Genomic DNA, 15,181 nt, shown 5'->3' on the forward strand with positions numbered 1-15,181 from the left:
GACGGATATGAAAGGCATTTATTTAAAAGTATTATTTGCGTTTGTCTCGCTGTTAGCCGTTTCGTGCAGTACCCGTTCGTCATTGGATATCGATGGTTTGCAGTGTGAGAACTTAAATGAGCCGTTGGGAATCGACAATACCTCTCCTCACTTCAGTTGGGTGTTAAACTCAAAGGAACAAGGTGTCGAACAAACTGCTTATCAGATACTGGTCGCTTCGGATAAAAAGTATTTGTCGGAAGGAAAAGCAGACCTGTGGAATTCGGGAAAGATGGAGTCAGACAAATCCAATGGGGTTTTATATCAGGGTAGTCCTCTAAGTTCCAGGAGCTTTTCTTATTGGAAAGTGCGTGTCTGGGATGGAAAAGGGAATGTGTCCGCATGGAGTGAACCTGCTTGTTTTGGAGTGGGATTGCTGCATCCGGAAGATTGGACTGCCCGATATATCGGCATGAACCAGGCCGAAGGCCAAATGGAATCGCCGCTATTCCGGAAAACATTCCAATGTAATACACTTGGAGAAAAGATGTTGCTCCATGTGAATTCGTTGGGTTACCATGAGGTATATGTCAATGGAAAACATGTCGGCGATGCTGTATTGACGCCGGCTGTCTCCCAGTTCGATAAACGTTCCCTGATCGTTACTTATGATGTTTCCGGACTTGTTCAGAAAGGGAGTAATGAGATTGTTCTCTGGTTAGGTAAAGGCTGGTACCGCGACGGACTTCCGGGCGTTGTGGAAGGCGGTCCGTTTGTCCGTGCCCAGCTGGAAAGCAGAGACGAAGGAGATTGGACTACGGTTTTGGTTACGGACGATTCCTGGCTGGCTCGTAAAAGCGGTTATGTCTCGACAGGAAACTGGAGGCCGCATCAGTTTGGCGGGGAGGTTGTAACGGCTTCCGAACTGCTTCCCGATTTAACTGCTTCTACATTGAATAGCGTTGAATGGGAAAAAGTAAAAATAGCTTCGATACCGGTCCATAAGGCTACGCCGCAAATGGCAGAGTTGAACCGGATTCAGAAAGAGTTCCATCCGGTATCATGCCAGGCATCCGGTGATACCGCCTGGATCTTCGATATGGGAACGAACTTTACGGGGTGGACGAAAATAAAGTTTCCGGCATTGGCTTCCGGTCAGAAGATACGGATTAGCTATTGCGATTTTCTGAACGAAGAAGGGCAGTTCAGAGACAGACTTTATGAAGATTATTATATCGCTTCCGGTAAAGCAGGGGAGAGCTTCGTTAATAAGTTCAATTACCAGGCCTATCGGTATCTGAAACTGACGAATCTGAGTGAGGCTCCGGCGCTAACCGATATAACAGCTTGCCTGGTTCATACGGATTATAACGGAAGTGCCTCTTTTAGTTGTTCGGATGAAGACTTAAATGCAATTCACGATATGATCCGCTATACACTCCGTTGTTTGACGTTAGGTGGGTATATGGTAGACTGCCCCCAGATCGAACGACTGGGGTATGGTGGCGACGGGAATGCCTCGACGCAGACCGTTCAGACAATGTATAATCTTACTCCTTTATACATGAACTGGATGCAGGCATGGGCAGATTGCATGAGAGAAGACGGAGGTATGCCTCATACGGCTCCTAATCCTTATATGGCAGGAGGAGGCCCGTACTGGTGCGGATTTATCATTACAGCTTCGTGGGCTACCTATGTAAATTATGGCGACAGCCGTCTGATAGAACGTTATTATCCTTATATGCAGAAATGGCTGGAGTATGTGGATGAATATACCGTAAACGGTCTGCTGAAAACATGGCCGAACACCGATTACCGGAATTGGTATCTGGGTGATTGGGCTACTCCGACCGGGATCGACCAGACAAATCCTTTATCGGTTGATGCCGTTGATAATTGCTATATATCGGTTTGCTATCAAACGATGTGTAAGATAGCGAATGTATTGGGTAAGGAACAGGATAAACAGGCGTATGCGGCTAAATATAAAGACCTGAATACGCTTATCCATAAAACGTTTTATGATCCCGGGCAGAAGAGTTATGCTACAGGTACGCAGATCGATTTGATCTACCCGATGCTGGTCGGTGCAACACCGGAAGATGAACAGTCTGATGTCAGAAATACCTTGTATCGTGTCACGAAAGACCGTTTTAACGGACATCTGGCAACAGGACTGGTGGGGATTCCTGTAATAACCGAATGGGCTGTGAAGAATAAACAGGCCGATTTTATCTATGGAATGTTGAAGAAGAGAGAGTATCCGGGCTATTTGTATATGCTGGATAATGGAGCGACTACGACCTGGGAGCACTGGAATGGAGAGCGTAGCCATATCCATAATTGTTATAATGGTATCGGCTCCTGGTTTTACCAGGCTTTGGGAGGTATCAACCCAGACGAAGCGAATCCGGGATACAAGCATGTATTTATTCAGCCTCAACTGGTAAAAGGTATTTCATGGGTGAAAGCAGCGAAAGAAACTCCTTTCGGAATGTTAGATGTAAAATGGGAAAAAACGGACGTAGCCTTTACCCTGGATCTGAGTATTCCTGTTGGTTGTAAAGCTACGGTTTTGTTACCCGTTAAAGCCAAGAGTGTTTCGATTAATGATGTAAAGTCGGACAAATTGGATCAGTTGGAAATACAATCGGGGAATTATCGGATTACATGTGCTCTGTAGGAATGACAGGCAGTAGTGAAATATCATTTTTATCAACTAAATTGTCAATTTTATAATTTAGAAGAAAGGCTTAACCTATTCTTTTGTACAAACGAATAAATCTTTAAGTATATGAAAGCACAAAACATTGTAAAATACTTATCCGGTGTTATTGCAGGAAGTGCCCTATCATTCGGTTTGGTTAGCTGTCAGAATACCAGCGTGCAAACGCAGGATTCTTTTACCACTATAGAAAAGGATTTTAAAGATCCGCCTGCCGATTTTAGAAGTGCCCCGCTGGCAGTCTGGAACAGTAAAGTGACCGAGGCCGAAGTAGAGCGTACGATGCGTGAGCTGAAAGAGGCCGGTTTCGGAGGTCTTTTCATTCATCCCCGTCCGGGTATGATCACTGAATATTTGGGTGACGAATGGTTCTCTCTCTATAAACATGCGGTAGAGTTCGGGAAAGAGATAGGTATGAACGTCTGGATTTATGATGAAAACTCCTATCCCAGCGGATTTGCCGGTGGCCATGTGCCGCAGGAAATGCCGGAATCTTATAACCAGGGCCAGGGATTGGCTTTGACAAAGGCTGAATTACTTCCGGAGGATACAGCCCCTTATTACATGTGTTTAAAAAAGGAAGGCGATGCCTGGAAAGATATTACAGCCCAAATGGCTGAATATAAAGGAACCAAAGGAGAATATTACCTGTATAAGAAAACTTATATGGGGAAATCGGATTGGTACGGCGGTTATTCGTATGTGGACCTGTTGGTTCCGGGAGTAACGGAAAAGTTCCTGGAAGTAACGATGAAGAACGGATATGAAAAGACGCTGAAAGGAGAATTCGGTTCATCCATTAAGGGTATTTTCTCTGACGAGCCGAATATTAGTACTCCGGGCGGACTGCGCTGGACTCCGGATCTGTTCGATGTCTTCCAGCAAAAATGGGGATATGATTTAAAACCGTTGTTGCCGTTGCTGGAAGAAGAGACCGGCGACTGGAAGAAGGTGCGTCATAACTATATGGAGACTTTGTTGCAGTTGTTTATCGACCGTTGGTCAAAACCTTTCCATCAGTATTGTGAAGAGAATAACCTGGAATGGACCGGTCACTACTGGGAACACGGATGGCCTTATATGAATGACGGGCCGGATAATATGGCCATGTATGCCTGGCATCAGATGCCTGCGATCGATATGCTATTCAACCAGTTTGATGAGAAAAGCCCTGTAGCGCAGTTTGGTAATGTCCGTTCGGTAAAAGAATTGCGTAGCGTCGCCAATCAGATGGGATATTCACGTACGTTGAGTGAAACGTATGGTGGCGGTGGCTGGGACGAAACCTTCAAGGATTTCAAACGGCTCGGAGACTGGGAGTATGTCCTGGGAGTAAACTTTATGAATCAGCATCTGGCACATATGACTCTTACGGGTGCCCGTAAATACGATTATCCGCCGGTATTTACCTACCATTCGCCGTGGTGGGCCGATTATAAGTCGCAGAATGATTACTTTGCCCGTCTGTCTTTACTTATGAGCAAAGGGGTTCAGCAGAACGATATATTGATCATAGAGCCTAATGCTACATTATGGAGCTATTATTCACATACTAAGAGCAGTCCGAAACTGATGGAAATCGGTCAGGCTTTCCAGACTTTTATAACGACTTTGGAAAAGAGCCAGGTAGAATATGATCTGGGTTCAGAGAATATTATAAAAGATCATGGGACCGTTGCCGACGGTAAGTTTATTATCGGTAAAGCGGCATATACGACAGTCGTATTACCTCCGATGATGGAAACATTGAATAAGCCGACATTCGATTTATTGCAGAGCTTTGTGCAACAGGGCGGACGTGTGGTCACTTTCTCTTCTCCTTCCTTGATCGACGGTGCTGAGAATGCGGATTGGAAAACAATACTTTCTGCCCAGTCTGTAACTTCCGTTCCTCAGTTGACGGATGCAGTTATTCAGAATACATTTGCGGATGCAGATTGCCGGTTCTCGTTTAACGGAGGCGATTTATACCACCAGCGCCGTCAGTTTACCGATGGGGAATTATTGTTCCTGGTAAATTCATCCCTGGATGAAGCTGTGGACGGAACGGTTACTGTCAACGGGAAATCAGCTGTTCAGATGGATGCGATGAGTGGAAATATCTATACGTATCCTTCGACGAAAGCAGACGGTAAATTGACAATGAAGTTCCATCTGGAACCAGCCGGAAGTTTATTGTTGTATAGCTCCAAAGGTTCACAGAAGTCTTATCCTGAAATGCCGGCCGTTGCAGGCTCTACTCCGGTTCCGGCTGTTAGTCCGCTTCAGGTTAACCGTTTGAAGGATAATGCACTGAATATCGATTTCTGTGATGTGAGTGTCAATGGAAAGACAACAAAGAATGTTTACTTTGCACAGGCAGCCGATATCGTTTTCCGTGAATATGGTTTTGCGAATGGTAACCCCTGGAATACTTCCGTACAGTACAAGCGGAATATTTTAGATCGGGATACCTTTAAGAACGGTGGCTTTACGGCGACTTACCGTTTTACTGTAAACGATAAGTTCGATTATTCAAATATGAAACTGGTTTCGGAACGTCCTGAATTATTTACTGTTAAGATCAACGGTGAACAGGTGAAACCGATACCGGGAGAATGGTGGTTGGATCGTTCGTTCGGTGTTTATGCTATAGGAAAACAGGTGAAGACAGGTCTGAATACTGTGGAATTGAGTGTTAGTCCTATGAGCATCTTTGCAGAGATAGAGCCGGTTTATGTCCTGGGAGACTTTGCCGTTGTCCCGGAAAAGTTAGGATGGAGTATCAGTGCTCCGGTTGAAAACCTGACATTGGGTAGCTGGAAAGCACAGAAGCAACCGTTCTATTCCTGGGGAGTAAGTTATTCCAAAGACTTTGAGGTAGAATCTCTTTCAACCCCATATGCTGTTCAGCTGAACGACTGGAAAGGAACGATTGCCGAAGTCTATGTCAATGATCAGAAAGCAGGTATTATTGCATACGATCCCTATCGTTTGGATGTAACATCTTATCTGAAGGAAGGTAAGAATAAGATAGATGTCCGGGTAATCGGTAGCCATAAGAACCTGTTAGGCCCGCACTATCGTAATCCGGCCCCGGGCCTGGCTTCTCCGTGGCATTGGAAAGGAATAGAAAAGCCTATTCCTGGTAATGAATATCAAATGATGGATTATGGTCTGATGACTGATTTCGATTTAGTACATTAGTACTTCTTCGATCCATATAAACAACACAATAGTCCTGAATAGCTTATAACTATAGTCCTGATCATAGTAGCACTATAGGATGGCAGCCATTCTCACTATTGTGTTGTTTTATTATTTTAAGGTAGAATGGGTGTTGCCGTGGATAGACAAGGTGCTGAAATAGATTCTTTTCTTATATTTGTACCATCTAATTAATTATCAATTCTGAATAACATGGAAAACATCTCAAGAAGAACAGCCATTAAGACCGCACTGGTGGGTGGGGCTGCGTTAGCCGTATCCGGACTGGATGCAGCGAATCCTGCAAAGAAGAAAAAAGTAGAAACAAAGGAACCGCTTAAGGGGAATATACGCCACTCCGTTAGTAAATGGTGTTTCGGCGACTATCCGCTGGATGAATTTTGCGGAATATGTAAGAATATAGGCATTGAATCGATCGAGTTACTCGATCCGAAAGATTGGCCGGTGGTACAGCAACATGGGTTGACGGTAGCTATGTGTCAGGGAGCCGGTTTAGGGATCGACCGTGGGTTTAATGATCCTAAACTGCATGATGAACTGGTTGCCAGTTATGAACAGGTAATTCCTTTGGTAGCAGAAGCCGGATTGACCAATCTGATCTGTTTCTCCGGTAAACGGAACGGCCTGACCGATCTTCAGGGATGGGAAAATTGTGAAAAAGGTTTGAAGCGTCTGATGCCTTTGGCAGAGAAGCATAATGTGGTCCTGACAATGGAATTGCTGAATAGTGTGGGACACAAAGATTATCAGTGCGATCATACTGTCTGGGGAGTGGAACTGTGCCGCCGTGTCGGTTCGCCTAACTTTAAACTTCTGTATGATATCTACCATATGCAGATCATGGAAGGAAATATTATTGAGAATATTCAAAAGTATCACGAATATTTCTCCCATATCCATACCGGCGGTAATCCGGGACGTGCGGAGATCGACGAGACACAGGAACTTTATTATCCGGCTATCATGAAAGCGATAGTGGAAACCGGTTATAAAGGGTTTGTCGGACAGGAGTTCGTTCCGCGCCAGCAGGATAAGATCGCCTCTCTTGAAAAATGTATACGTATTTGTGACGTCTGATCGTATGAAGAAAGGTCAGATTATACAGTTGTGTATCCTGTTGTTTGCCGTTGCTTTTATGAGTTGTAAAAGTAAAACAGGGGCAGAACAGGCAGGGGGCGTATTTACTCCCGGTGAACTGTGGCCGGATAACAACGGGACGCATATCAATGCTCACGGTGGCGGTATTCTTCATGCCGGTGATACCTATTACTGGTTTGGCGAGCATAAGACGGAAGGAACAGCCGGAAATAATGCCCTGGTCGGTGTTCACTGTTATTCCTCCAAGGATCTGTATAATTGGAAAGACGAAGGCATCGCTCTGTCTGTCGTGACGGATGATTCGACACATAGCATAGCGAAAGGCTGTATTCTGGAACGTCCGAAAGTGATCTATAATAAGAAGAATAACAAGTATGTCATGTGGTTTCATCTGGAGCCGAAAGGGGCGGGATATTCCGGTGCTCTTAGCGGTATTGCCGTGAGCGATCGAGCGGTTGGTCCTTATACGTTCCTTCGTGCCGTACGTCCGAATGCCGGTCATTGGCCGATCAATGTGCAGGATATTCATAAACAGCGGGTTCCGGAATCGGATAGGAGTCAGTTTACAGGCGGTAGTTTGCCAGCTCATCCGGACAGTCTGAATTTACTCGGGCGTGACATGGAAGGCGGACAAATGGCCCGCGATATGAATCTGTTCGTCGATGAGGATGGCAAAGCCTATCATATCTATTCTTCCGAAGAGAACAGTACGTTGCATATCTCTCAACTGACGGACGATTATACCGGTTATTCCGGTGCTTATGCCCGTTTCTTCCCCGGTCGTTTCATGGAGGCTCCGGCAATGTTCAAACGTGACGGGAAATATTACCTGATCATGTCCGGCTGTACCGGATGGGCGCCGAATGCGGGACGCTCGGCCGTCGCTTCTTCTGTTTGGGGACCCTGGGAGGAACTGGAGAACCCGTTTGCCGGGGCGGATGCCGACCTCTCTTTCCATTCCCAAAGTACGTATGTTTTACCGGTTCCGGGCAAACCGGGGCAATTCATTTATATGGGTGACCGATGGACTCCCGACAATGCGATAGATGGCCGTTATATCTGGCTTCCTATCCGTTTCGATGGTGACCAGCCCGTCATTGAATGGCGTGATAAATGGAGTTATTGACTGCCTGATCCGTCGTAATAGAAATTTAACAATCTGTTTTTTATAAATTCATTGGAATCATACCGATAAATTGATTTAATCTTCATTAATTTTGCAGCTTCGTTTTTGCGGAGCTGCAAATTAATAAACTTTTAAAATGAAACCAACTTTATCGATTACCTCAAGGCAGTTAATGCTGAGAGAGCTGCACGATTACCTGATGATCGCTCTTGGCATGCTTTTCTATGCTATTGGGTGGACAGTTTTCCTTTTGCCCAACGACATAACTACCGGTGGGGTGCCAGGTATTGCTTCTATTGTGTATTGGGCGACCGGACTGAATGTTCAGTACACGTATTTTGCAATTAATGGCGGGCTATTGATCGCTTCTCTGATCATTCTGGGGTGGAGGTTCAGCGTAAAGACCATTTTTGCCGTATTGGTCATGACTTTTATTCTGCCGATTATTCAAGGGGCGACAGCCGGTTTGCATTTACTTGGTGATCAGCCGTTCATGGCTTGTGTTATCGGTGCTTCTTTTTGCGGAAGCGGTATTGGTATTGCTTTTTCTGCTAATGGCAGTTCCGGCGGTACGGATATTATTGCTGCCATTATCAATAAGTACAGGGATATTACGTTGGGGCGTGTCATTCTGATGACGGACATGATCATTATCTCTTCCAGTTATTTCGTACTGCATGATTGGGAAAAAGTGGTTTATGGTTTTGCTACTCTGTATATCTCCAGCTTTGTGCTCGACCAGGTGGTGAATAGTGCCCGCCAGTCAGTGCAGTTCTTTATTATTTCCAAGAAACATGAAGAGATAGGACGTCGTATCAATAAAGATCTCCACCGGGGTGTAACGGTAATAGACGGAACCGGCATGTATACCGGACTCGGTGTGAAGATGATGTTCGTGTTGGCAAAAAAGCGGGAGTCGACTACAATTTTCCGTTTGATCAAAGATATAGATCCGGAGGCATTTGTTTCACAGAGTGCTGTTATCGGTGTGTACGGGGAAGGTTTCGACCATATCAAAGTAAAATAAATAACTCTTTATATTCACTTTCTTTCAGGCATGGAATTTATATATTCCGTGCCTGAATAGTTTGTAGAAAAGCCTTTTCTACTTAGTTCTCCCCACTGCAATGGGGAAAAGAACCCACTATAATGGGGATTTATCCCCACCGGTGCGGGGAAAATTCCCCACTCATTTTTTTGAGTGGGGAATTTTTATGGTAATTTAAGACGGTAAAGCAGGAAGAACAGGTTGCGGTATTAGATTTGTATGTTAATGCCATCGTTCTGTTAGAACTAATAACCCAACGGATGCAAATATAGCTCATTTTTATTATAATAGGTTAAATTGAGAAGAAGAATGAACGTTTTAAGGAACGTTTGTTAACAATCGAAGTATTATGCATAGGAGTAAATCATTGTTTTCAGTAAAAAGTAGCAATATATACTATAGTTCTAACAGAACTATTTCCAACCTTTTATTTTCAAAGAGATAGATATGTTGAAAGTGTAATACTATTTATGGACTTATGAAATTATACGATCTGAATACTAATACTTACTTAATTTTGATGTAATATGAGTGTAATAATGCGTGTTTACTTTTGCACACCAATTGTTGTTGATAGGCTATTACAATAATTATAAGTAGATATTTATATGCAAATATCCGATGAGAAATTATGGGGATTATGTTTGACAGGGGATAAAGAGGCTTTCAGGGAAATCTATTGCCGCTTCTATTCTTTATTGTATAATTATGGCTCCAAATTGGTATCGGATAAGGATTTAGTAAAGGATTGCATCCAGGATATTTTCATAAAACTAATTCAGAACTATCAGTCTCTTTCCGCTACCCCGAATGTGAAAGGATACCTGATCAAAGCCTTACGTAATAAATTGTATGATACACTTGAAAAGGAGAAAGCCACGGATGATATCTCCTTGTATGAAGAAGTGTTTGTGACCGATGAACTGATGCCTTTACTTTCTTTTGAAGATTCGGATGCTGATAATCGGGCTAAACATCTGATGCAGGTCTTTTCGCAATTATCTCCCCATCAACAGGAAATAATTTATTTGTATTATGTCAATGAACTAAAGCATGATGAAATAGCCGAGATAATGGGAATAAATTATCAGTCCAGTAAGAATCTGCTATTCAGGTCTTTGACGTGTCTTAGGAAATTATATCTAAAAAAGAATTGATTTTATTCAAAAAAAGTGAGTACCAAATGAGACCTATCCCGTAATAAGGATAAAAAGAGGTTACTTGTGAATAGAAAACAAAACATATTAAGTAAGAAATCATTTGAGCAGGCCGGGAAAGACTTACTTAGGAAAGTTCATGAAGCAGAGTCGGATAAATTACCGGAAGCTCTGGCATCATGGCAGGAGATAGAAGCCCGGTTGGATCAGCCACATACTTCATTCAGATTACGCTACCGTTATATATGGTCTGTTGCTGCATCAATAGCCATACTTCTTTCTGTCGGTCTTTATTTTGTAATGGATACGAAGAATGATACTTCTATGTCGCTTGCTTTGCTTGAAAACAACACTTCTTCTTTGTCCGGCGATGAAATCGTTTTGATCGAAAGTGAGGATAAGATGCAACTGAAAGATGAATCGTCTATCAGATATGATGTGGATGGAAAGTCGAATGCAGAGGAACACGTTGTAAAGAAGGAGACAGCAGAAGATAAGAAAGAGAAAAAAGAGGAAATAAACCAGATCATTGTCCCGAAAGGTAGAAGGGCGGATATCACTTTCTCCGATGGAACAAGGATGTATGTAAATGCCGGTACGCGTGTATTTTATCCGGCAGTATTCAAAAAGGAAAAAAGAGAAATAATTGTGGAAGGAGAGGTTTACCTGGATGTAACGAAAGATCCTTCACGTCCTTTTATTGTCAAAACAAATGGTTTTGATGTAAAAGTGCTTGGTACACAGTTTAATGTTTGCGCCTATAAGGAAGATGCTTTTGCTTCGGTCGTGCTGGTTGACGGACGGGTGGAAGTTAATTCCGGTAAGAATAACAAGTCGGAACTCTCTCCTAATCAAATGTTTGAGATAAATGATAAAGGTACGGCAATCAAGGAGGTGGATGTTTTTGAGTATATCTGTTGGAAGGATAATATGATGATGTTGAGCGACCGGAAGGTTGGAGAGACCTTGGACCGGTTGTCCCGTTATTACGGGCGTACCATTTGGTATAATGAAGAGATAGGAGATATCCCCATTTCCGGAAAACTGGATTTGCGGGAGAACATGGAAGATGTGATCAATATCATCTGCCAGTCCCTGTTCCTTCAATATAAGACGGATGCGAATAACAACGTAATAATATCAAAATAGAATTGCCTATGTGAAAGACGTCGAATTAAAAAAAGAACCGAACGATACGGCCATATCACTCGGTTCTCAAGTTTCTTGTTTAATCTATTAATTTATGTATCAAAGAAAAAACGTTACAAATGTATGAAAAAGAATGAAGAATTCAGCCGAAAACCGGCTCATTTTCTTAAAAGTGCATGTTTAGCCTTATGTCTGGTAAGTTATGGGGGATCTGTAGTCTATGCAGAATCAACCTATGCGGAACAAACCACATTGACCGTTCGCATGAACAACCGGACTGTAAAAGATGTATTTTCTTACATCGAAAAGAACAGTGAATTTATTTTTGTGTACCACGGTTCAAATATCAATTTGAACAGGAAAGTAAATGTGGACGTCAACAATCAGACCGTTGAATCCATATTGAAAAAAATGTTCGAAGGAACGGACATTGAGTATATCATTAATGACCGCCAGATTATTGTTCGTAAGAACGAAACGAACAGAAAACAAGTTGCTGTTGCCGCTCCCCAGCAGGAAAAGAAAATTACTGTAACAGGTAATGTTAAAGACGGGACAGGAGAACCGCTGATCGGTGTGAATATCCTGGTAAAAGGAACCACTATCGGTGGTATAACTGATGTCGATGGTAATTTCTCTTTACCGGAAGTTTCTCCGAATGCTGTTATCAGTATTTCTTATATCGGTTATAAGACACAGGATATTCCTTTGAATGGAAAAAGTGCATTGAATGTGACTTTGAGTGAAGACAGCGAAACACTGGACGAAGTGATCGTTGTTGGTTACGGTACACAGAAGAAAGCTAACCTTTCAGGTGCTGTAGATGCTATTACTTCCAAAGCGTTGGAAAACCGTCCTATCACAAATGTAGGGCAAGGTTTGCAGGGAACAATCCCTAACCTGAATATTACCGTTCCCAGTGGTAGTGCCAATGAAGCCAGTAAATTCAATATTCGTGGTAAAACGTCTATCAACGATGGCGATCCGCTGATCTTGGTGGATAACATTCCGACTACAGCTGGTGAACTTTCCCGTTTGAACACTAATGATATCGAGAGCATTTCTGTATTGAAGGATGCGGCTTCTGCTGCCATTTATGGTGCGCGTGCAGCTTTCGGTGTGATTTTGGTAACGACTAAAACTGCTAAGACTGATAAAATTGCTATTGGTGTAAATGCATATTATTCAACCAGAAAGATCAGCCGAGTACCTAAGCATGTAACGGATCCTTATGTGACAATGGATTTGAAGAATCAGGCAGCATGGCCGTTGTATAACCCGCTTTATACACAGGAACAGATGAATGAGGCCAAAAAATATTCAGAGAATCCTTCTTTGAATCCGGTGGCTCTGAATCCTACCGATCCTAATAAATGGGCTTACTATGGTCATACGGACTGGATGGATGAAGTTTATAATTCAACCGCTCCTTCTTACACGGTAAATTTCAATATTTCTCAGAGAAGTAAGAAAGTTGGTTACTATTTCTCCGGTGAATATTATGATCAGGATGGTATGTTCCGTTACGGTAATGACCTTTACAAGCGTTATAACATGAGAGGTAAGGTGGATTATCAGATTACCGACTGGTTGAACGTTAGTAATAATACTTCTTTCACATATCGTACATACGATGAACCTTCTTTCGGTGAATCAGGATGGTCAACCAAAGACTTCTTCCATATGGTGAACAGAACTAACTCTTTGGATGTTCCTAAAAACCCTGATGGAACCTGGACCAGTAGTGGAGGTGCACTGTTGGGAAAACTACAAGATGGTGGTCGCAAGGTAAACAACAGCCGTGAGTTCCAGACTTCATTTGCAGCAACAATTGACTTGATGAAAGATGTATGGCAGTTGAAAGCTGATGCTACATTCAGAAGAGACAGCGAAATAACAAGAAAATCATTCTTGCCTTATACTTACAAGACCGGTCCGGAAAGACCGCTGGAAACAAGCAACGTGACTCCTTCTGCAAGAAATGAAAGTGCTTTCTATGATTACAATGTATTCAATGTCTATACGGACTTCCACAAGACATTCAATGAGAAGCATTATTTGCAGGCAATGGTCGGTTTTAACCAGGAATATCGGAAGACAAATAGCTTCTGGGTGTCTCGAGACCAGTTGATCAGTGATGGCTATCCTACTCCGGAGCTGGCTACCGGTACGGTGAAGACTAGCGAAACGATAAAGGAATGGGCCGTTCGCGGTACTTTCTTCCGTTTGAATTATATCTATGACAATCGTTATATCCTCGAATTCAACGGACGCTATGACGGAACATCTAAGTTCCCGAAGAATGACCGTTACGGTTTCTTCCCTTCTGCATCTGCTGCATGGACTGTTTCTGAAGAATCATTTTTTACGAATGTTAAGGATGCTTTGAATATGACTTCTTTCAAACTGCGCGGATCTTATGGTAGTCTGGGGAACCAGGGTGTAGATGAGTATACTTATCTTCCTAGTATGTCTACTTATGAAATCGGTTCTATTCTGGATGGAAGTCGTCCTATCGGTATTTATATGCCATATATCGTTGCTCCTAACCTGACATGGGAAAAGGTATCGACTGTGAATGGTGGTATCGACTTGTCGTTCCTGGACAACCGGTTGACGGCCAATTATGACTACTATGTACGTTATACAACCGGCATGCTTACAACTGGTAAAACATTGCCTAACGTAATAGGTATCCGTGAACCGAAAGAAAATGCGGCAGATATGAAGACTAGAGGTTGGGAATTGTCTTTGATGTGGAGAGATCAGTTTAATCTGAAAGACTCGCCGTTTAATTATAGCGTACGTTTTGTGTTGGCCGATAGTCGTTCGTTTATTACGAAATTTGATAACTATGTGAATATTACAGATAAGAATGGTAATGTAATAGGTAGAACATCCAAATGGGATAAGTATTATGTTGGACAGGAAATCGGAGAGATGTGGGGATTGACAACCGAAGGATTCTTCCAAAGTGAAGAAGAACTGAAGAATCATGCCGATCAGTCTAAAGTGGGTGAAGACGACCAAAGTTATCAGTTCTATGTTGGTGACTTGAAATTTAAAGATATAAATGGGGACGGTAAAATTGATAATGGTGCTGGTACATTAGCGGATCCGGGAGACTATAAGAAAATCGGTAATAAATCTAACCGTTTACCATTCAGTGTTGACCTGAATGCAGATTGGAAAGGTTTTGATATACGTGCTTTCTTCCAGGGTATCGGAAAGAAAGACTGGTATGCAGAAGGTGGTAACCATTATTTCTGGGGAATTTATGCACAGCCTTGGACAAACGTTCAGGAGCAAAACCTGGATCACTGGACTCCAGAGAATCCGAATGCTTACTTCCCGAGAGTAAAAGCTTATATTGCCGAATCTACAGGTCATGAACTGGCCGCCGTTCAAACAAAGTATTTACAGAATGCAGCTTATATGCGTTTGAAAAACTTTACTTTCGGTTATACATTACCTAAGTCTGTAACTAAGAAAGCGGGTATCGAACGTCTGCGTTTCTATTTCAGTGGTGAAAACTTGTTTGAAGTGAGTGGATTGAAAGCAAATCTAGACCCGGAAGCATTGGACGATGATGGTAAAGTTTATCCGTTGCAGCGTTCTTTCTCTTTTGGATTTAATCTTAATTTCTAAATAATAACAATACTGGATAATTATGAGATCATTAAAATATA

At 42.7% G+C, this 15,181-nt stretch carries 8 protein-coding genes; all 8 read left to right on the forward strand.

Annotated features, from left to right (window positions below; translation table 11 throughout):
• Window positions 1–7 precede the first annotated feature (7 nt).
• The 8 genes from DWX23_RS12615 to DWX23_RS12650 all read left to right on the forward strand — a co-directional run bounded on the left by DWX23_RS12615 (window position 8) and on the right by DWX23_RS12650 (window position 15,140).
• On the forward strand, window positions 8–2,665 hold the full coding sequence (locus DWX23_RS12615) for an alpha-L-rhamnosidase (RefSeq protein WP_122374781.1): 2,658 nt from the start codon (window positions 8–10) through the stop codon (window positions 2,663–2,665).
• Window positions 2,666–2,776: 111 nt separating this feature from the next.
• Complete coding sequence (locus tag DWX23_RS12620) at window positions 2,777–5,893, forward strand: glycosyl hydrolase (protein ID WP_122374753.1); 3,117 nt, start codon at window positions 2,777–2,779, stop codon at window positions 5,891–5,893.
• 213 nt (window positions 5,894–6,106) lie between these two features.
• Window positions 6,107–6,991 (forward strand): TIM barrel protein, encoded by an 885-nt coding sequence (locus DWX23_RS12625; RefSeq protein ID WP_122353607.1) that lies wholly within the window; start codon window positions 6,107–6,109, stop codon window positions 6,989–6,991.
• A 4-nt stretch (window positions 6,992–6,995) separates the two neighbouring features.
• Window positions 6,996–8,138: a glycoside hydrolase family 43 protein gene (locus tag DWX23_RS12630; RefSeq protein ID WP_122353606.1), complete on the forward strand. Its 1,143-nt coding sequence runs from the start codon at window positions 6,996–6,998 to the stop codon at window positions 8,136–8,138.
• Between the two features lie 136 nt (window positions 8,139–8,274).
• Window positions 8,275–9,165: a YitT family protein gene (locus tag DWX23_RS12635; protein WP_122374754.1), complete on the forward strand. Its 891-nt coding sequence runs from the start codon at window positions 8,275–8,277 to the stop codon at window positions 9,163–9,165.
• A gap of 629 nt (window positions 9,166–9,794) precedes the next feature.
• Entirely contained in the window at window positions 9,795–10,343 is a 549-nt protein-coding gene (locus tag DWX23_RS12640) for an RNA polymerase sigma factor (RefSeq protein ID WP_122374755.1), read from the forward strand.
• A gap of 66 nt (window positions 10,344–10,409) precedes the next feature.
• Entirely contained in the window at window positions 10,410–11,492 is a 1,083-nt protein-coding gene (locus DWX23_RS12645; protein WP_122374756.1) for a FecR family protein, read from the forward strand.
• Between the two features lie 123 nt (window positions 11,493–11,615).
• The gene (locus DWX23_RS12650) at window positions 11,616–15,140 is read left to right on the forward strand and encodes a TonB-dependent receptor (protein ID WP_122374757.1); all 3,525 of its coding nucleotides are present in this window, start codon (window positions 11,616–11,618) and stop codon (window positions 15,138–15,140) included.
• The last annotated feature ends 41 nt before the right edge of the window (window positions 15,141–15,181 follow it).

It is taken from the genome of Parabacteroides sp. AF18-52 (genome assembly GCF_003479145.1).
In the GTDB taxonomy this organism is placed as follows: Bacteria; Bacteroidota; Bacteroidia; order Bacteroidales; family Tannerellaceae; genus Parabacteroides; species Parabacteroides faecis.